The organism is Pseudomonas sp. Eqa60, assembly GCF_018326405.1.
GTDB lineage: Bacteria > Pseudomonadota > Gammaproteobacteria > Pseudomonadales > Pseudomonadaceae > Aquipseudomonas > Aquipseudomonas protegens.
Genome location: NZ_AP024342.1, coordinates 5,075,273 through 5,093,095, shown reverse-complemented (window position 1 = coordinate 5,093,095; position 17,823 = coordinate 5,075,273). Strand labels below are relative to the sequence as shown.

General features: G+C 63.0%; 17 protein-coding genes and 3 pseudogenes. 10 read left to right on the top strand and 10 right to left on the bottom strand.

Annotated elements, in window-relative coordinates:
• Nucleotides 1-391: 391 nt before the first annotated feature.
• On the top strand, nt 392-745 hold the full coding sequence (gene uraH / locus KI242_RS22805; RefSeq protein WP_011062635.1) for a hydroxyisourate hydrolase: 354 nt from the start codon (nt 392-394) through the stop codon (nt 743-745).
• 237 nt (nt 746-982) lie between these two features.
• Here uraH and KI242_RS22800 read toward each other — a convergent pair whose 3' ends face one another.
• Both KI242_RS22800 and KI242_RS22795 read right to left on the bottom strand, forming a co-directional pair.
• Entirely contained in the window at nt 983-2,332 is a 1,350-nt protein-coding gene (locus KI242_RS22800) for an NCS2 family permease (RefSeq protein WP_015636600.1), read from the bottom strand.
• Nucleotides 2,333-2,619: 287 nt separating this feature from the next.
• Entirely contained in the window at nt 2,620-3,063 is a 444-nt protein-coding gene (locus tag KI242_RS22795; protein ID WP_011062633.1) for a MarR family transcriptional regulator, read from the bottom strand.
• Between the two features lie 82 nt (nt 3,064-3,145).
• On the opposite strand from KI242_RS22795, the gene KI242_RS22790 reads away from it, so the two are divergent.
• Together KI242_RS22790 and KI242_RS22785 are read left to right on the top strand one after the other, a co-directional pair.
• Entirely contained in the window at nt 3,146-4,312 is a 1,167-nt protein-coding gene (locus tag KI242_RS22790; RefSeq protein ID WP_015636598.1) for a PLP-dependent aminotransferase family protein, read from the top strand.
• A gap of 10 nt (nt 4,313-4,322) precedes the next feature.
• The gene (locus KI242_RS22785; protein ID WP_011062631.1) at nt 4,323-4,925 is read left to right on the top strand and encodes a glutathione S-transferase family protein; all 603 of its coding nucleotides are present in this window, start codon (nt 4,323-4,325) and stop codon (nt 4,923-4,925) included.
• Nucleotides 4,926-4,985: 60 nt separating this feature from the next.
• Here the strand turns inward: KI242_RS22785 and KI242_RS22780 are convergent, their stop codons facing one another.
• Nucleotides 4,986-5,879 carry a LysR family transcriptional regulator gene (locus tag KI242_RS22780; protein WP_011062630.1) on the bottom strand — a complete coding sequence of 298 codons (894 nt, stop codon included), beginning with the start codon at nt 5,877-5,879 and terminating at the stop codon, nt 4,986-4,988.
• Nucleotides 5,880-6,010: 131 nt separating this feature from the next.
• Between KI242_RS22780 and KI242_RS22775 the strand changes: the two are divergent.
• From KI242_RS22775 to KI242_RS22765, 3 genes and pseudogenes are all read left to right on the top strand, one after another.
• A pseudogene (locus KI242_RS22775) lies at nt 6,011-7,305 on the top strand (SLC13 family permease).
• Nucleotide 7,306: 1 nt separating this feature from the next.
• Nucleotides 7,307-8,664: pseudogene (locus KI242_RS22770) on the top strand (acyclic terpene utilization AtuA family protein).
• A complete protein-coding gene (locus KI242_RS22765) occupies nt 8,661-8,987 on the top strand; it encodes a hypothetical protein (RefSeq protein ID WP_015636596.1) in 327 nt (108 codons plus the stop codon). The pseudogene KI242_RS22770 and the gene KI242_RS22765 overlap by 4 nt, the downstream one beginning before the upstream one ends.
• A gap of 19 nt (nt 8,988-9,006) precedes the next feature.
• Here the strand turns inward: KI242_RS22765 and KI242_RS22760 are convergent, their stop codons facing one another.
• The 5 genes from KI242_RS22760 to KI242_RS22740 form a co-directional block, all read right to left on the bottom strand.
• Complete coding sequence (locus tag KI242_RS22760; protein WP_015636595.1) at nt 9,007-9,378, bottom strand: glutathione S-transferase N-terminal domain-containing protein; 372 nt, start codon at nt 9,376-9,378, stop codon at nt 9,007-9,009.
• 103 nt (nt 9,379-9,481) lie between these two features.
• A complete protein-coding gene (gene folE, locus KI242_RS22755; RefSeq protein ID WP_011062625.1) occupies nt 9,482-10,027 on the bottom strand; it encodes a GTP cyclohydrolase I FolE in 546 nt (181 codons plus the stop codon).
• Nucleotides 10,028-10,104: 77 nt separating this feature from the next.
• Nucleotides 10,105-10,662 (bottom strand): Smr/MutS family protein, encoded by a 558-nt coding sequence (locus KI242_RS22750; protein WP_011062624.1) that lies wholly within the window; start codon nt 10,660-10,662, stop codon nt 10,105-10,107.
• Nucleotides 10,663-10,737: 75 nt separating this feature from the next.
• A complete protein-coding gene (locus KI242_RS22745) occupies nt 10,738-11,058 on the bottom strand; it encodes a hypothetical protein (protein WP_011062623.1) in 321 nt (106 codons plus the stop codon).
• A 129-nt stretch (nt 11,059-11,187) separates the two neighbouring features.
• The gene (locus KI242_RS22740; protein ID WP_011062622.1) at nt 11,188-11,778 is read right to left on the bottom strand and encodes a cysteine hydrolase family protein; all 591 of its coding nucleotides are present in this window, start codon (nt 11,776-11,778) and stop codon (nt 11,188-11,190) included.
• A gap of 239 nt (nt 11,779-12,017) precedes the next feature.
• Between KI242_RS22740 and prmB the strand changes: the two genes are divergently transcribed.
• Complete coding sequence (prmB, locus tag KI242_RS22735; RefSeq protein WP_011062621.1) at nt 12,018-12,926, top strand: 50S ribosomal protein L3 N(5)-glutamine methyltransferase; 909 nt, start codon at nt 12,018-12,020, stop codon at nt 12,924-12,926.
• A gap of 51 nt (nt 12,927-12,977) precedes the next feature.
• On the opposite strand, the gene KI242_RS22730 is transcribed toward prmB, so the two are convergent.
• Nucleotides 12,978-13,769: a hypothetical protein gene (locus KI242_RS22730; protein ID WP_212805588.1), complete on the bottom strand. Its 792-nt coding sequence runs from the start codon at nt 13,767-13,769 to the stop codon at nt 12,978-12,980.
• Between the two features lie 99 nt (nt 13,770-13,868).
• Nucleotides 13,869-14,822 carry an alpha/beta fold hydrolase gene (locus KI242_RS22725; protein WP_015636592.1) on the bottom strand — a complete coding sequence of 318 codons (954 nt, stop codon included), beginning with the start codon at nt 14,820-14,822 and terminating at the stop codon, nt 13,869-13,871.
• Nucleotides 14,823-14,963: 141 nt separating this feature from the next.
• On the opposite strand from KI242_RS22725, the gene aroC reads away from it, so the two are divergent.
• The 3 genes and pseudogenes from aroC to KI242_RS22710 all read left to right on the top strand — a co-directional run bounded on the left by aroC (nt 14,964) and on the right by KI242_RS22710 (nt 17,782).
• The gene (gene aroC, locus KI242_RS22720; protein WP_011062618.1) at nt 14,964-16,055 is read left to right on the top strand and encodes a chorismate synthase; all 1,092 of its coding nucleotides are present in this window, start codon (nt 14,964-14,966) and stop codon (nt 16,053-16,055) included.
• 34 nt (nt 16,056-16,089) lie between these two features.
• A pseudogene (locus KI242_RS22715) lies at nt 16,090-17,237 on the top strand (MFS transporter).
• Nucleotides 17,237-17,782, top strand: coding sequence for an acireductone dioxygenase (locus KI242_RS22710; RefSeq protein ID WP_174395899.1), 546 nt, complete (start codon nt 17,237-17,239; stop codon nt 17,780-17,782). The pseudogene KI242_RS22715 and the gene KI242_RS22710 overlap by 1 nt, the downstream one beginning before the upstream one ends.
• Nucleotides 17,783-17,823 lie beyond the last annotated feature (41 nt).

The window sequence follows — 17,823 nt, the reverse complement described above, 5'->3', positions numbered from 1 at the left end:
GCGTGGCGGAACCTGAAGCCGGAAAGCCAGGTGGGCGTCACTGCGATGGAATGATTGTATACAAGTTTGTCTTCACTTTGTAAGCCTGATTTTTTGCATTTTTCCGCTTTCATCGCTATGGCTGTCACCTGCAAGAAACTTGCCTGGATGGTCAGCTAATGGATGACAAGTCGTCTGTCGCTATGGCGTACAGGCAAATCCGCTGATGCATTCGAAGGGTCGCGGGGCCGGGAATATTTGCGATTATTATTGTGTACAATTTTTTTGAAAAATGTCTTAATCTTGCTCTCGCCGCAGCTTTTCACCGGTCGAAACGCTGCGGTCTCCTTCAATTACTGACTCCGGGAGGCGCGAGGCCTGAACGCTTGAAGGCGCCAGGCACGCAGAATCAATGGGACGTTTGACTACACACGTTTTGGATGCCGCACATGGCTGCCCTGGCAGCGCTATCAAGGTCGAGCTGTATCGAGTGGAAGGGGCCCAGCTGGAATTGGTCGCCAGCACCCTGACCAACAGCGATGGCCGTTGCGATGCGCCGCTGCTGCAGGGTGATGACTACCGTTCCGGGGTGTACCAGCTGCACTTCCATGCCGGTGACTACTACCGTGCCCGTGGTGTGCAACTGCCGCAGCCGGCGTTCCTGGATGTGGTGGTACTGCGGTTCGGCATCAGCGCCGAGCAGGACCACTATCACGTACCGCTACTGATCTCGCCTTACAGCTATTCGACCTACAGAGGAAGCTAGGACTTTCCCCCCAAGAATCCTGCGCAAATAGCTTCTTTGGTCCTTGCCCGCCCACACTGCGGGCTTTTTTTCGTCTGGCATAAAGCCTTCACTGGTCATCGGCTCCACTAGATCCCGCAGGAGCCGGCTCGCCGCCGAAAGGGCCCTGTGACCGCCCCGGACCTGCTGGCCACAGCCGATCATCGGCAACGAAAAAGCCCCATCCAGCGGGATGGGGCCTGGGTGGAGCAGGGCGTCCTAGAGGAAAATGAACTTGGCGATGAAAATCGCGCACAGCACATACAGGCTGATGGAGATTTCCTTGTACTTGCCGGTGCCGGCCTTCAGCACCACATAGGTGATGAAGCCCAGGGCAATGCCATCGGCGACGGAAAAGGTCAGGGGCATCATGATCGCGGTGACGATGGCCGGAATGCTGTCGGTGGCCTCGTCCCAGTTGATGTGGGCCATGCCGCCCATCATCAGCATCGCCACATAGATCAGCGCGCCGGCGGTGGCATAGGCGGGGATCATGCCTGCCAGGGGAGCGAAGAACATTGCGGCAATGAACAGCACGCCCACGGTGACCGCGGTCAGCCCGGTGCGGCCACCAGCGGCGACCCCGGCGGCACTTTCCACATAGCTGGTGACTGGTGGTACACCGACCACGGCACCGAACACGCTGGAGGCACTGTCCGCCTTGAGTGCGCGGGAAAGGTTCTCGATCTTGCCATCGGCGTTCACCAGGCCGGCGCGCTGGGCCACGCCCATCAGGGTGCCGGCGGTGTCGAACATGTGCACGAAGAGGAACGCCAGGACCACGCTGATCATGCTGACGTTGAACACGCCGGCGATGTCCATGGCCATCCAGGTCGGCGCCAGGCTCGGCGGAGTGGACATGATCCCGTTGTAGTGCACCAGGTCCAGGCCCCAGCCGGCCAGGGTCACGGCGATGATACTGATGAGAATCGCGCCGAAGACCCGGTGATAGCTGAGCACTGCGATCATCAAGAAGCAGACGGCCGCCAGCAGTGGGCCGGGGTCTCGCAGGTTGCCGAGCTTGATCAGGGTGGCCGGGCTGTCGACGATGATGTTGGCCGTCTTCAGGCCGATCAGGCCGAGAAACAGCCCGACCCCGGCACCCATGGCGAACCGCAGGCTCACCGGAATGCTGTTGAGCAGCCATTCACGTACCCGCGACAGGGTCAGGATCATGAACAGCACACCGGAAATGAACACCGCGCCAAGGGCGGTTTCCCAGTGGTAGCCCATGGTGCCGACCACGGTGTAGGTGAAGAAGGCGTTGAGCCCCATGCCCGGTGCGAGGCCCACCGGCCAGTTGGCGTACAGGCCCATCAACAGGCAGCCCAGGGCGGCGGCGATGCAGGTGGCGACGAAGGCTGCGCCGTGATCGATGCCGGCGTCGGCCATGATGTTGGGGTTGACGAAGATGATGTAGGCCATGGTGATGAAGGTTGTCAGACCGGCAATCAACTCGGTCTTCACCGTGGTGCCATGCAACCTGAGTTTGAAGATGCGCTCCAGCCAGCCGCTGTTCAGCGACGGCGAGAGATCGAGCGTAGAGGCTTCGGATTTGCGGCTTTCCACAGCGAGTACTCCTCAAGAGTTTTATTGTTTTTTCCAGAGCCGGACACGCAAGGGTGGGCAGCGGCTCTTTGAGGCAGGTAAGGCGTGCGGGTTTTGTTGACCTGTGGGTCAAGAACTCGTCGGGCGAATTATGCGTTTGTATACAAAGAAAGCAAATAATGTTTTTGGGGTTGTGTGCGAAAAATCCGCGAACATGGCTATATCGCGGCCCCGACGTTGCGCCGGGGTGTGCAAGGGTTTGGGGCAAGGCCGGGGCCGGCGCACCAATGAATGGCGCCCGCAGGGGCTCAGTCTTCGACGGGTTTGCCGGCCAGCGCCTGGTTCACCGCCAGCCAGCCATTGACCGCACTCTCGCCAGCTTCGCTGAAGGCCCGTTGCAGGAGTTTGACCTGCTCGCGGCGCAGGGATTGCTCGAAGCCTGTGCCATCGGCGGTCAACTGCAACAGGCGCTTACGCTTGTCGCTGTCCGGTGCGACGCTGTCCACCAGGTGCATTTCCATCAATTGGCGCAACGGTGTGTTCAATGCCTGCTTGCTCACCCCCAGCAGATTGAGCAGTTCCTTGACGCTGAGCCCGGGATAGCGGGCGATGAAAAACACGATGCGCTGGTGCACCCGGCTCAGGCCCCGGCGTTCGAGCATTTCGTCGGCCTTGGCGGTAAACGCCTGATAGCCGAAGAAGAAGGCTTCCATGGCCGCTTGCTGCGAAGCCTGGTTTTTAAGGTCAAGCATATTGACGTATCTGCAAAGGTCGGCGTAATTTCGGTCAAGCAGTTTGACGTATTTTCCTCAGCCTTCGCTAGCGGTGATCTCCATGGCCTTCTCCGAACGTGTATCGCGTCTCAAAAGCTCTCTGATCCGTGAAATCCTTGCCGCGGCCCAGCGCCCGGAAGTGATGTCGTTCGCCGGGGGCCTGCCGGCCGAAGTGATGCTGCCCAAGGTGCAATGGCAGGACATGCCGTTGGCCATGGGCCAATACGGCATGAGCGAAGGCGAGCCGCAATTGCGTGAAGCCCTGGCGGCCCAGGCGCGCCAGCTCGGGGTGCCTTGCGAGGCGAGCCAGGTGCTGGTGGTCAGTGGTTCCCAGCAGACCCTCGATCTGACAGCCAAGCTGTACATCGACAAGGGCACCCAGATCATGCTGGAAGCGCCGACCTACCTGGCCGCCCTGCAGATTTTCCAGCTGTTCGGCGCCGACTGCCTGACCGTACCGCTGCAGGCCGATGGGCCGGACCTGGTGCAGATGCGTGCGCGCCTGGAGCAGCACCGGCCGGCGTTCATCTACCTGATCCCGACGTTCCAGAACCCCTCGGCGGTGCGCTACAGCGAAGCCAAGCGTGATGCCGTGGCGGCTTTGCTGGACGAGTTCGGCGTGACCCTGATCGAGGACGAGCCCTACCGTGAGCTGACGTTCGATGGTGGCAGTGCCACGCCTATTGTCGGCCGCCTGGAAAAAGCCAGTTGGATCTACACCGGCACCGTGTCTAAAACCCTGTTGCCGGGCCTGCGGGTGGGTTACCTGATTGCCAGCCCGGACCTGTTTCCGCACCTGCTGCGGCTGAAGCAGTCGGCGGACCTGCACACCAATCGGGTTGGCCAGTGGCAGGCCATGCAGTGGATCGGCAGCGAGCAGTATCAGGCGCACCTGGATCAGTTGCGCAGTTTCTATCGCCAGCGCCGGGATGAATTCCAGGGCGCCTTGCTCACCCATTTCGCCGATCTGGCGGATTGGCAGGTGCCCCAGGGCGGATTGTTTTTCTGGCTGAGCTTGAAACAGCCCCTGGATACCCGCACTTTGCTCAAGTCGGCGTTGGAGCACGACGTCACATTCATGCCCGGTGAGCCGTTCTTTGCCGATCCGGAACGCAACCCTGGGCATCTGCGGTTGAATTTCAGCCATATCGATCCGGCGCGGCTGGACGAAGGCCTCAAGCGGCTGGCCACCGTGATACGTCAAGCACAGGCTGCACAGGCAGCCTAAGGGGAGGGCCATGTACAAGGTTTATGGCGATTACCGTTCGGGCAACTGCTACAAGATCAAGTTGATGCTCAATCTGCTGGGGCTGCCTTATGAATGGCAGGCGGTGGATATTCTCGGGGGCGATACCCAGACCGAGGCCTTCCTGGCAAAGAACCCCAACGGCAAGATTCCGGTTCTGGAACTGGAAGACGGCACCTGCCTGTGGGAGTCCAACGCGATTCTCAACTTCCTCGCCGACGGCAGTCAGTTCCTGCCCAGCGAACCGCGCTTGCGCACCCAGGTTCTGCAATGGCAGTTCTTCGAGCAGTACAGCCATGAGCCCTACATCGCGGTGGCGCGTTTCATCCAGCTTTACGAAGGGCTGCCCGAGGAGCGCCGCGAGGAATACCTGAAGTTGCACAAGCGTGGCTACAAGGCGCTGGACGTGATGGAGAAACAATTGAGCCGCACCCCGTACCTGGTGGGCGAGCACTATTCGATCGCCGACATTGCGCTCTATGCCTACACCCACGTGGCCGATGAGGGCGGTTTCGACCTGAGCCGCTACCCGGGCATCCAGGCCTGGATGCAGCGGGTGCAAAGCCATCCGCGACACGTGCCGATGCTCGACTGAGCGGGTGCTTTTATCCCCACTGGACCGGCCTTGTGCCGGTTCGGTGCGTTGTGGGGCCCGCTAACGATGTTTGCCGGCCAGGTTCTGGCGTAGCAACTCATAACAGCGCTGCGCCGCTGGGCTCAGTTGCTGGCCACTGCGGCGGATCAGGCCGATCTCGCGGCTGACCCCCGGGTGTTTGATGGCAATTCGGCGCAGGCCCTCACGGCCGTCATCGGCGGATTCCGGCAGCAGGGTAATGCCCAGCCCCTGGCGTACCAGCGCCAGCACCGTGCTCATGTAGTTGGCTTCCATGGCTGGAAGCAGGGACAGTCGGCTGTCGTCGAACAGCGCTTCGACCTGCTCGCGCACGCTGCTGTCGCGGCCGGTGAGAATGATCGGCTGGCGGGCCAGGTCCTTCAGCGTCACTGACTGGCGCTGGGCCAGGGGATGATCGGTGGCCACGAACAGGCACAGGCGATCCTCCAGCAGAGGTTGGAAATCCAGCCCGTGGCTGAGCCGGGCGCGCCCGCCGATACCGAAATCCACCTCGCCGGCCCGGACCTGGGCATGAATGCGGTGAGCCACCAGGTCCTGCAGGCGTACCTCGATTCCGGCAAATTGCTCGCGAAACTGGCGCAAGGCCGGCGGCAGCACCCCGGCGCAGACCGACGGCAGCGCGGCGAGGGTGACCACGCCCCGACGCAGGGCGGCCAGGTCCCGGGAGCCACTGACGATGTTGTCCAGGTCCAGCAGCAGTTTCTCCATCGGTCCCCGGGCCTGCAGCCCAGCAGCGGTCAGGCTGACATGGCGCGGGCTGCGATCGAGCAGGGCGACCCCTAGCCATTCCTCCAGTTGCTGGACCTGCACGGTAAGGGCTGATGGCGACAGGTGCAGCTCGGCGGCGGCTTTGCTGAAGTTGCCGCTGCGGGCCACGGCGAGGAAGGCCTGGATATGCTGGATCGAGTTCTTCATTTTGTTTTTCCGAATGCAAGGCGCCGAATATTCCAATTTACAAAGACTAGCGCGATTTCAATACTCCAGAAAAACAATAACCGTCCGCCTTCCGGCCCCGGCTTGAAGAGGCGGCACACTGGAGTTGCTCCATGCTCGCCACCCTGGGTGTCATCACCATTCTCTGCCTGCTCGCGGCCGTCATGAGCAAGCGCCTGTCGCCTCTGGTCGCGCTGATTGCGCTGCCGATCATCGCCGCGCTGATCGGCGGCTTCGGTCTGCAGACCAGCGCCTTCATCGTCACCGGGATCAAGAACGTCGCCCCCGTGGTAGGCATGTTCGTGTTCGCTATCCTGTTCTTCGGCATCATGACCGACGCCGGCATGCTCGACCCGATCATCGACCGCATCCTGCGTACCGTCGGCACCCGGCCGACGCGGATCGTGGTCGGTACGGCGCTTCTGGCGCTGCTGGTGCACCTGGACGGTTCCGGCGCGGTGACCTTCCTGGTGACGGTGCCGGCAATGCTGCCGCTGTATACCCGGCTGGGCATCGATCGACGGATTCTGGCCTGTGTCGCGGCGATGGCCGCGGGGGCAATTTCCTGCCCTGGACCGGCCCGGTACTGCGCTCATCAGCGGCCCTGCATGTGCCGGTGGCGGATCTGTTCCAGCCGCTGATCCCGGTGCAGATCGTCGGCCTGCTGTTCGTCTTCGCCAGCGCCTGGTGGCTCGGCCGCCGGGAGGAGCGCCGCCTGGGGCTCGGTGCCGATGCCACGGCCGGTGCAGGCATCCCGACCCGGGTATTGAGCCCCGCCGAAGAGGCGCTACGCCGTCCCGGGCGCTTCTGGATCAACCTGCTGCTTACGGTGCTGGTGATGCTGGTGATGATTGCCGGCTGGGTCGATCCGGTGGTGATGTTCATGGTCGGCACGGTGCTGGCGCTGTGCATCAACTATCCGGATGTCGAGGCCCAGCGGGCACGCATCGATGCTCATGCCAAGACGGCCCTGACCATGGCCAGCATTCTCCTGGCGGCCGGTGTGTTCACCGGCATCATGCAGGGCAGCGGCATGCTCAAGGCGATTGCCGAAGTGGCGGTGGCGCAGATTCCTGCCGGTCACGGCAAGCTGATTCCGACTGTGGTGGGGTTCCTGTCCATGCCCCTGAGCATGCTGTTCGACCCTGACTCCTACTACTTCGGGGTGATGCCGGTGATTGCCGAAGTGGGCAAGGCCCTGGGTGTCGACCCGCTGCAAGTGGCCCAGGCTTCGTTGCTCGGCGTGCACACCACCGGTTTCCCGGTAAGCCCGCTGACCCCGGCGACCTTCCTGCTGGTGGGCCTGTGCAAGATCGAACTGGCCGACCACCAGCGTTTCACCATCCCCTTTCTATTCGCTGTGTCAGTGTTGATGACCCTGACCGCGCTGCTGCTGGGAGTTTTTTAAGATGAAAAGCCTACGTATCGGCTCCGGCGCCGGTTACTCCGGTGACCGTATCGAGCCCGCCATCGAGTTGGCGCAACAGGGCGACCTGGATTACCTGGTGTTCGAATGCCTGGCCGAGCGCACCATCGCCCTGGCGCAGCAGGCGCGCCTGGCCGACCCGCACAGCGGCTACGACCCGTTGCTGGGGGCACGGATGCGCGGGGTGCTGCCCTTTGTCGGCGCCACGGCCTCGGGGCGGCGTTTGCGCATCATCAGCAACATGGGGGCGGCCAATCCGTTGGCGGCGGTGGCCGAGGTGCAACGGATCGCGGCCGAGCTGGGCTTGCCAGGGCTCAAGGTGATCGCGGTGCTGGGGGACGATGTGCTCGAGACTCTGCGGGCCCGGCCGGAGTGGGTGCTGGACAACGGGCAGACCCTGGGCTCGCTGGGGCAGCGGCTGATTTCCGCCAATGCTTATCTGGGCGCCCAGGGCATCGTCGACGCGCTGCGGGCTGATGCCGACGTAGTGATCACTGGGCGGGTGGCCGACCCCTCGTTGTTCCTGGCGCCGCAGATCTTCGAGTTCGGCTGGGCCGAGGATGACTGGCTGCGTCTGGGGCGCGGGACCCTGGTGGGGCATCTGCTGGAGTGCGCAGGGCAGGTCAGCGGCGGCTACTTTGCCGATCCGGGGGTCAAGAATGTGGCCGGTCTGGCGCGCCTGGGGTTCCCCCTGGCCGAAGTGGATGCACAGGGCGCGGCGCTGATCACCAAGGTCAAGGGCTCCGGGGGCAGGTCAGCAGCGCTACCTGTACCGAGCAGTTGATCTACGAAGTGCATGACCCGGCGGCCTACCTGACGCCGGATGTCTGTGCCGACTTTTCCGCGGTGGGCTTTGTCGAGGAGGCACCGGACCGGGTGCGGCTGCAAGGGGCGGCAGGCAGCCCACGGCCTGAGCGGCTCAAGGTCAGCGTCGGCTACCTGGATGGCTGGATCGGCGAAGGGCAGATTTCCTATGGCGGCCCTGGGGCTGTGGCCAGGGCGCGGCTGGCCCGGGATATCGTGCTCGAACGCCTGGCCCTGACCGGGGTACAGATGCAGGAAGTGCGCGCGGAGCTGATCGGCATCGATGCCTTGCACGGTGTTGAACTGGGCCAGCGAGCGCCTGCCGAACCCTGGGAAGTGCGCCTGCGGGTGGCGGCTCGCTGCACGGACAAGGCCGAAGCGGTGCGCGTCGGCAATGAGGTGGAAACCCTCTATACCAATGGGCCCGCTGGTGGCGGCGGGGCCAGTAAAAGCCTGCGGCAGGTGGTGGCGGTGGCTTCGCTGTTACTGCCCCGGGAGGCCGTCAGGGTCACCTTGCATCAGGAGGTACGGGCATGAATGAGGTCAAATTGCGTGACTTGGCGCACTCGCGTACCGGGGACAAGGGCGACACTTCGAATATTTCGGTGATTGCCTACCGCGCCGAGGACTTTGCCTTTCTTTGCGAGCAGCTTACCGCCGAGCGCGTGGCGCAATATTTCGCCGGCTTGCTGGGGAGCGATGCGGCGCCGGTACAGCGCTATGTCCTGGAGAATGTGCGGGCCTTGAACTTTGTCTTGCCGGGCATCCTGCGCGGCGGAGTGACCCGCTCCCTGGCGCTGGATGCCCACGGCAAGTGCCTGGGCGCGGCCTTGCTTGACTTGCAGTTGGCCCGGGAATGAAGAGCCCCGGGGGAGGGCGTCAGACGGTCGCGAAGCGCTGGTTCAGGTAACCGATGATCACCTTGGATTCATACATCCAGGTGGTCTGGCCGTTCTCTTCGATGCGCAGGCACGGCACCTTGATCTTGCCGCCCTGCTCCAACAGGGCCTGGCGGTCCTGCTCGTTGTTTTTTGCGTCGCGCAGGGCCACCGGCACATTCAGGCGATGCAGGGTACGGCGGGTCTTCACGCAGAACGGGCAGGCGTGAAACTGGTACAGGGTCAGGCCCTTGGCGGCTTCCACGACTTGCGCCTGAGCGGCGGCGTCCCGCTGCTGCTTGCGTGGGCGGGTGATGAAGTCGATGAAAATGATGAGTTGGCCCAGGCCGACTCGCAGCGCTTTGACGATCACGGTTATTGCCTCTTGCCCATGAATGAAGGGGCGGCAGCTTACCTGATTTTTCCCGGGCGAAAAAAAACCGGCGATCAACGCCGGTTTTTTCGCCTGCAGCCTGTTACTTGATCAGGCTGAGGAATTCGCTGCGGGTCGCGGCATTCTCGCGGAACTCGCCCAGCATCACCGAGGTGATCATCGACGAATTCTGTTTCTCCACACCGCGCATCATCATGCACATGTGCTTGGCCTCGATCACCACGGCCACCCCGAGGGCGCCGGTCACTTGTTGGACGGCGTCGGCGATCTGCCGGCTGAGGTTTTCCTGGATCTGCAGGCGGCGGGCATACATATCGACGATGCGCGCGACTTTCGACAGCCCCAGGACCTTGCCGCTGGGAATGTAGGCGACATGGGCCTTGCCGATGAACGGCAGCAGGTGGTGTTCGCACAACGAATAGAGCTCGATGTCCTTGACCAGGACCATTTCGCTGTTGTCGGAGCTGAACAAGGCACCGTTGGTGACCTCTTCCAGGGTTTGGGCATAACCGCGGCAGAGGTACTGCATGGCTTTGGCGGCACGCTTGGGCGTGTCGAGCAGGCCCTCGCGGGAGACGTCCTCGCCCAGCTGGCCGAGGATCGCGGTGTAATTCTGTTCCAGGGACATGAAACTACCTGTGGGATTTTACGCAAAGGGCAAGGGTACGGTGGCGGACACGACGCTGCAAGCGTGATGCAGCGGCTTTATTCGTCACGGCCTTCCATCATGGTGCGCTTGAGCATGACGTACAGCGCCCCGGTACCGCCATGCCTGGCCTGGCAGGAAGTGAAGCCCAGCACCTGCGGATGCTGGCGCAGCCAGGTGTTGACGTGGCTCTTGATCATCGGTCGCTTGCCGTCCAGGCGCACGGCCTTGCCGTGGGTGACGCGCACGCAGCGGATTTCGAACTGGGTGGCTTCAGCGAGAAAGGCCCAGAGGGTTTCCCGGGCCTTTTCCACGGTCATGCCATGCAGGTCGAGGCTGCCTTCAAAGGGGATCTGGCCGATCTTCAGCTTGCGCATCTGGCTTTCCTGGACCCCGTCGCGGGCCCACATCAGCTCATCTTCCGGCCCCACGTCGATGACGAACTGGTCGGACAGCCCGTCCACCGTGGTGGTCTCGCTGCGTACGGTGGCCGCCTGGCGCAACTTGGCGATCTGCGCCCGGTCGCTCTTGGGTTTGCCTGTATCGGCACGATCGTGCTTGATCGGCTTGACGCCGCGGATCTCGTTTTTGAACAGGGAAAAATCGTCGTCTTGCATGTCAGCCTCCGCGAAGGGCGGCTAGTTTACCCAACTCGGAACACCTTAAGGCGCGCAAATCGCGCCTCGGGAATGTCAGTCGTGTTTTTTCATCAGGTGCGGCGCCATGTTCAGCGCCAGGGGCTGGCGCATGCGCCGCCGGCAGCGCCGCCACAAGCGCACGCCGACATACAGCAGCAACAGGCCGACCACCAGGATCACCGCCGAGCCCGCCGGGCTGGCATTCATTTCCCCCAGCGCCGGGGCACGGCCCAGCAGGCTCGCAGTACCGGCCATCGCCAGCAGCACGCCAAATGTCGCCAGTAGCGCGGAGAATCCCGCACCCAGGCGCAACCGCCAGTTTCGCGGGCTTTTGGGCCGCAATCGGCGTGCGTCAAAACCATCGGATATCTTCATTCCGACCTTCCTCAATGGGTATCGGCCCTTCGACCGGAAGTTGACCGGGTGGTTCCTGAGGCTAAGGCAATTGCTGCAAAGGCGAGGGGTTTATGGATGAGCGGCCCGCCAGCCGCTCACCAGGGCTGATCAGATCAGGCTTGCGGTCTGGGCGAGGGTGGCGAAGTTGTCGGCCATGATTGCCATTTCGGTTTGCTGAACGTGCTCGGCGCTGAGGATGCCACCCTTGTAGGGCAGGTCGCGGGTGGCGCAGGCGTCTTCTACCAGGGTGCAGCGAAAGCCCAGGTTCTTGGCCGCGCGCACGGTGGTGCTGACGCTGGAGTGGCTCATGAAACCGGCGACGATCAGGTCCAGGGAACCGAGGTCCTGCAGGCGCTTTTCCAGTTCGGTGCCGTGGAACGCGCTGGGCAGCAGTTTGCCGATGATGGTTTCGTCGCCTTGGGGTTCAAGGCCGGGAATGAACTCGCCGCGCTCGCCTTGTGGGTCGAACAGGCCGCCGACGGTACCGAGGTGGCGTACGTGCACCACTGGGCGACCGGCAGCCCGGGCCGCGGCCAGCAGTTGGCGGATGTTGGCCACTGCCGCGTCCATGCCGGACAGGGCCAGCGGGCCGCTGAGGTATTCTTTCTGGGCGTCGATGATCACAAGGGTCGCGTGGCTCAAATTGGCCGCTGCATAACCACGACCGCTGAGTTGAAACATCGTCTTTGGAACGGACATTCTGGGGCTCCTGTGAGTGGGGCTTTTGCGCCATTGTCCTCTGGCGGAGCGCTTCTGTGAATCGCTACTAACGTAAGGTGCGCCGTTGCTGGCCTGCAGCCTTGTCAAGTGGGGCAAGGTATGCAGCCTTCCCGAGAAAAAAACGCTTGAACACCATTGCCCGTCGCTGGTTTTTCATTCGTCGTCGGCAAGCGTTTTGGCTGTTAGAATCGCCGGTCGTTTTGTCAGGAGTCTGTCCCGTGATCACTTCCCGCCTGCGCACCTTGCGCGACCATATCCGCTGGGCTGTCAGCCGCTTTCATGGGGAGGATCTGTTCTTCGGCCATGGTACCGACAATGCCTGGGACGAGGCCCGTCAACTGGTGCTCGGCGCCTTGCACCTGCCTTGGGAAATTGCCGACAGCTACCTTGATTGCGCGTTGGAAGACGACGAGCTGGTCCATGTGCAGCACCTGCTCAAGCGTCGTATCCAGGAGCGCGTGCCTACCGCCTACCTGCTGGGCGAGGCCTGGTTCTGCGGCATGTCGTTCATTGTCGATGAGCGCGTGCTGATTCCCCGTTCGCCGATTGGCGAGCTGATCGAAAAACGTTTCGAGCCCTGGCTGGGCAGCGAGCCGGCACGGATTCTCGACCTGTGTACCGGTTCCGGCTGCATCGGTATCGCTTGTGCCTATGAATTCCGTGATGCCGAGGTGGTGTTGGCGGACCTGTCCTTCGAAGCCCTCGAAGTGGCCAACCAGAACATCGAGCGCCATGGCGTCGATGAGCGGGTGTTCACGGTCCAGGGCGACGGCTTCGATGGCCTGCCCGGGCAGCGCTTCGACCTGATCGTGTCCAACCCGCCCTATGTCGATGCCGAAGACTTCGCCGACATGCCGGATGAATACCAGCACGAGCCCGAGCTGGGCCTGGCCTGTGGCGAGGACGGCCTGAACCTGGTGCGGCGGATGCTGGCCGAGGCGGCGGACCACCTGACCGAGAAGGGCTTGCTGATTGTCGAGGTGGGCAACAGCCAGGTGCATGTCGAGGCGCTGTACCCGGAGGTCGACTTCGCCTGGCTGGACTTCGAGCGCGGTGGCCACGGTGTGTTCATGCTGACCGCGGAGCAGTGCCGCGAACATCAGGCGTTGTTCGCGTCCCGGGTCTGAGCCGATTGCCGGCCCGCGCAACGCGGGCCTCTGGCGGTCAGGCGTTACGGCTCAGCGATGAGTCGCAATCCAGATCAGCAGCCCGGCCTGGAACACCGCAAAGGCCACCAGGCAGGTGATGGTGAAGCGCAGACCGGTGTCCTCGCGCTTGTACTTGGTGACTTTCTCTTCCTGCTTGCGCAGCTTCACTTCCAGTTCTTCAAGATTCTGTTCGGCCTGCTGGAGCATCTGCGCCGCTTCCAGAATCTCCACGAACTGCAGCTTTTCGCTATTCCACTGGCCCAGCAGTTCACCCACCTGGACATCCTTGACGCTGCCCTTGAGGTACTGGGCATCGGCATACACCACATCGAAACCCTGGGTGCGCAGCACGTGGTCACGACGCAGGCGCGTGTCTTCGTTGAGGGCATCCTTGTTCGCCAGGTCGAAGCCGTCGATCCGGTAGTGCGGCCACTTCTTCTGGGCCCACTGCGCTGCCTGGGCCAGCAGGAAACGGCCGATTCCGCGGTTCAACGGTTCGACCTGCAGGCCGCCTTCGGGCTCGAAGTGCACCCGGCGAGTGTCGTGCTCGACCCACACATCCAGGTGATTCTGTTCCTTGCGTACCCGTTGGCCGGGGAGGCTGATGGTCATGCGCAGCAGGCTGTGCTCTTTGTTGTTGCGTTCGGCATAACCGAACTCGACAAAGCGCAGAGGCCGTCCGCCCGTGGCGCGATCGGTCTGCAAGGGGGCCAGGCGCAGCATCTTGTGGTGCTCGGCCTGCACATCGGCCCACGGCAGCGGCGGCGCTTCCGGGGCGGCGGCTTCCTGCTCGGTGGTGGGTGAATTCGGGGTATCAGTCATAACGGCGAGATCCTGTCCAATCGCTGCGCGCCGACAGCAATTGAACGGCCGGCAAAGGCTTATCGGCCGTTTTTTTCAGGACTGGAGGGCAAAAACAGCCTAACGGGTGTGAAGTCCGTCAATAAAATCGATGATCGCGCTGCCCAGTTCCGCTGCCAGCGGCAATTGCGGGTCCTTGTAGGAGGCCAGCTGGCGCTTGAGGTCATTGGGCACGATGCGCATCACATGGTTCATGCCTTCGATCAGTGCCAGTTGCGCATCCGGTTTGGCGGCCTTGAGGACCCTGGCGTCATCGACGCTGACCTGGATGTCGTTGCTGCCCTGGATGATCAGCGCCGGCATCTTCAGGCGGGCGAAGGCCGCCGCCGGGTCTTCGCGAAACAGGGTGATCAGGTAAGGCTGCACGCTGGGGCGAAAGATGACTTGCAGGGCAGGGGGCACATCCGGGTCGACCTTGCCGGCCTTGAGGCTGTCCAGCAGCTCATTGCTGCGCAGCATCAGCGCCGGTGGCAGGCGGTAGCTCAACTGCTGGCGCAGGATCTGGTCCACCGGGCGGGCGGTTCCGGAGATCGAGATAACGCCTGCGGCATTCAGCTGCGGTGCCGCCAGCGTGGCGATCAGTGCGCCTTCGCTATGCCCCAGGACTATCAGTTGGCCCAGGCGTGGATCGGCCTTGAGCTTGTTGCCCCAGGCCACGGCATCCGCCACATAGGCGTCCAGGGTCAGGTTACGTTCGTCCGGGGTCGCGGCGAGGCTGGCGGCCACGCCGCGCTTGTCATAACGCACGCTGGCGATGTTGTGCTTGGCCAGTACCCAGGCCAGGCGCTTGAGGCTGTCATTGCGCCCGCCATCGGGGTTGTTGCCGTCGCGGTCAGTGGGACCGGAGCCGGAAATGATCAGCACCACCGGCACCGGCTGCTCGGACTTGGGTAGCAGCAGCGAGCCGTACAGCTCACCGTGCCCGGTGTCCAGGCTCACGGGGCGTTGCAGGACGGCCGCATGAACCAGGCCGGTGAACAGGGAAAGGCTCAAGAGAAGAACTCGCAGCATCATCGCGCCATCATGGATAAGGTGCCGGTTTGACTCGGTAACAGGCAGAAGGTTCGAGGATGAACTAGTTGGGTAGCCTGCGTATACTGGCGCACGCGCTAATCCAGATTGAGTTATTTCGGCTGATTTCACGGAGCTCCCTGCATGTCCGGCAATACCTACGGCAAGCTGTTCACTGTCACCACCGCGGGCGAAAGCCATGGTCCGGCGTTGGTCGCCATTGTCGACGGCTGCCCGCCGGGCCTGGAACTGACGCTGGAGGACTTGCAGCGTGACCTGGACCGGCGCAAGCCTGGCACCAGCCGCCACACCACCCAGCGCCAGGAACCCGACGAGGTCGAGATCCTCTCCGGGGTGTTCGAAGGCAAGACCACCGGCTGTTCCATCGGCTTGTTGATCCGCAACACCGATCAGAAGTCCAAGGACTATTCGGCGATCAAGGACCTGTTCCGCCCGGCTCACGCCGACTACAGCTACCACCACAAGTACGGCATCCGCGACTACCGTGGTGGCGGCCGCAGCTCGGCCCGGGAAACCGCCATGCGCGTGGCGGCCGGGGCCATTGCCAAGAAGTACCTGGCCAGCCAGGGCATCGTGATTCGCGGCTACATGAGCCAGCTGGGCCCGATCGAGATTCCCTTCAAGACCTGGGATTCGGTAGAGAACAACGCCTTCTTCAGCCCTGATCCGGACAAGGTTGCGGAACTGGAAGCCTATATGGACCAGTTGCGTCGAGACCAGGATTCGGTCGGAGCGAAGATCACTGTGGTGGCCGAAGGGGTGATGCCGGGCCTGGGCGAGCCGATTTTCGATCGCCTGGACGCCGAGCTGGCCCATGCGCTGATGAGCATCAACGCGGTCAAGGGCGTGGAGATCGGCGCCGGTTTCGCCTGCGTTGCCCAGCGCGGCACCGAGCACCGTGACGAACTGACCCCGCAAGGTTTCCTCAGCAATAACGCCGGCGGCATTCTGGGCGGCATCTCCTCGGGGCAGCCGATCGTCGCTCACCTGGCGCTCAAGCCGACCTCCAGCATTACCACCCCCGGGCGCTCCATCGATATCGACGGCAACCCGGTGGACGTGATCACCAAGGGGCGCCACGACCCGTGCGTGGGCATTCGCGCCACGCCGATCGCCGAGGCGATGATGGCCATCGTGCTGATGGATCACCTGCTGCGCCACCGCGGCCAGAATGCCGACGTGCGCGTCAGCACGCCGGTGCTGGGCCAGCTGTAATGCCGGTCCTGCCAGTCGCCACGGTCTGAAGGCCGTGGCGGCACTTCCCTACTGGCGGCTTTCCAGTTTCTACCTGTTCTATTTCGCGCTGCTGGGCTCGACCGCGCCATTCCTGGCGCTGTATTTCGATCACCTGGGGTTCTCCAGTGCGCGCATCGGCGAACTGGTGGCCATTCCCATGCTCATGCGCTGCGTGGCGCCCAACCTTTGGGGCTGGCTGGGGGACTACACCGGGCGGCGCCTGGCGATCGTGCGTTTTGGTGCGTTCTGCACCCTGGTCTGTTTCTCCCTGATCTTCGTCGACAAGAGCTATGCCTGGCTGGCCATGGTCATGGCCCTGCATGCTTTTTTCTGGCACGCGGTGCTGCCGCAGTTCGAAGTGATCACCCTGGCGCACCTGCAAGGCCAGGCCTCGCGCTACAGCCAGATCCGCCTCTGGGGCTCCATCGGCTTCATTCTTACCGTGGTGGTCCTGGGGCGTTTGTTCGAGTGGTTGAGCCTGGACATCTACCCGGTAGCGCTGGTGGTGATCATGGCGGGCATCGTCCTCAGCAGCCTGTGGGTGCCTAACGCCCAGCCTCGGGTGCAGGGGCCGCGGCACGCCGGGGAGGGCTTTGTCAGGCAACTGCGCAGCCCCGGTGTGCTGGCTTTCTACCTGTGCGTGGCACTGATGCAGATGAGCCACGGCCCCTATTACACCTTCCTGACTCTGCACCTGGAGCGCCTGGGCTATCCCCGCGGGGTGATCGGCATGCTCTGGGCCCTGGGTGTGGTGGCCGAAGTGTTGATGTTTCTGGCGATGAGCTGGCTCCTGGCGCGCTTTTCCGTGCGGCGGGTGCTGCTGGCGAGCTTCCTGCTGGCGGCTCTGCGCTGGTTGCTGCTGGGCAGCCTGGCGGAACACCTCGGGGTGCTGTTGTTGGCTCAGGTGCTGCACGCGGCGACCTTCGGCAGTTTCCACGCCGCCGCCATTCATTTTGTGCAGCGCAGTTTCGGTGCCCGCCAGCAAGGCCAGGGCCAGGCGTTGTACGCGGCCCTGGCGGGAACCGGGGGCGCCCTGGGGCCCTGTATTCGGGTTATAGCTGGAATGCCCTGGGCCCCACATTGACCTTTAGTATTGCCAGCGTCGCAGCCTTGGCCGCAGCCGTTATCATTGCCACCCGCATGCAAGAGGAGTTGCCGTAATGAGCAGCCTGTCCGTCTACCACGTATCCAGTCCGGACCTGCCGAACAAGGTCCTGACCCACTTCGACGATATCGCTGCAACCCTGGCCGAGCAGGGGATTCGTTTCGACCGCTGGCCTGCCACCAGGCGTGTTGCACCGGGCACCAGCCAGCAAGAAGTGATAAGCGCCTATCAGGAGCAGGTCGATCGCCTGATGACCGAGGGTGGCTACGCCAGCGTGGATGTCATCAGCCTCGATGAAGACCATCCGCAGAAGGCCGAACTGCGCGCCAGCTTTCTCGATGAGCACCGCCTCAGTGAGGATGAAGTACGTTTCTTCGTTGCGGGCCGGGGCCTGTTCAACCTGCACATCGATGACTATGTGTACGCCGTACTGTGCGAGAGGAATGACCTGATCTCGGTGCCAGCGGGCACCGCCCATTGGTTCGACATGGGCGAGCGGCCGAACCTGGTGGCCATCCGCATGTTCAACAACCCCCAGGGCTGGAACGCCAGCCTGACCGGCGACGCGATCGCCAGCCAGTTCCCGCGCCTGGACGATTGAGCGGGGAGCACAACGTCAACGGGCCGGACCCACGCAAGGTG

Coding starts and splice junctions, on each gene's coding strand:
- KI242_RS22710 (WP_174395899.1), top strand. CDS start 17,237: ATGAGCAGCCTGTCCGTCTACCACGTATCCAGTCCGGACCTGCCGAAC.
- KI242_RS22765 (WP_015636596.1), top strand. CDS start 8,661: ATGAATGAGGTCAAATTGCGTGACTTGGCGCACTCGCGTACCGGGGAC.
- KI242_RS22785 (WP_011062631.1), top strand. CDS start 4,323: ATGTACAAGGTTTATGGCGATTACCGTTCGGGCAACTGCTACAAGATC.
- KI242_RS22790 (WP_015636598.1), top strand. CDS start 3,146: ATGGCCTTCTCCGAACGTGTATCGCGTCTCAAAAGCTCTCTGATCCGT.
- KI242_RS22730 (WP_212805588.1), bottom strand. CDS start 13,769: ATGACTGATACCCCGAATTCACCCACCACCGAGCAGGAAGCCGCCGCC.
- folE (WP_011062625.1), bottom strand. CDS start 10,027: ATGTCCCTGGAACAGAATTACACCGCGATCCTCGGCCAGCTGGGCGAG.
- aroC (WP_011062618.1), top strand. CDS start 14,964: ATGTCCGGCAATACCTACGGCAAGCTGTTCACTGTCACCACCGCGGGC.
- KI242_RS22725 (WP_015636592.1), bottom strand. CDS start 14,822: ATGATGCTGCGAGTTCTTCTCTTGAGCCTTTCCCTGTTCACCGGCCTG.
- KI242_RS22750 (WP_011062624.1), bottom strand. CDS start 10,662: ATGCAAGACGACGATTTTTCCCTGTTCAAAAACGAGATCCGCGGCGTC.
- KI242_RS22795 (WP_011062633.1), bottom strand. CDS start 3,063: ATGCTTGACCTTAAAAACCAGGCTTCGCAGCAAGCGGCCATGGAAGCC.
- KI242_RS22780 (WP_011062630.1), bottom strand. CDS start 5,879: ATGAAGAACTCGATCCAGCATATCCAGGCCTTCCTCGCCGTGGCCCGC.
- KI242_RS22745 (WP_011062623.1), bottom strand. CDS start 11,058: ATGAAGATATCCGATGGTTTTGACGCACGCCGATTGCGGCCCAAAAGC.
- uraH (WP_011062635.1), top strand. CDS start 392: ATGGGACGTTTGACTACACACGTTTTGGATGCCGCACATGGCTGCCCT.
- KI242_RS22740 (WP_011062622.1), bottom strand. CDS start 11,778: ATGTCCGTTCCAAAGACGATGTTTCAACTCAGCGGTCGTGGTTATGCA.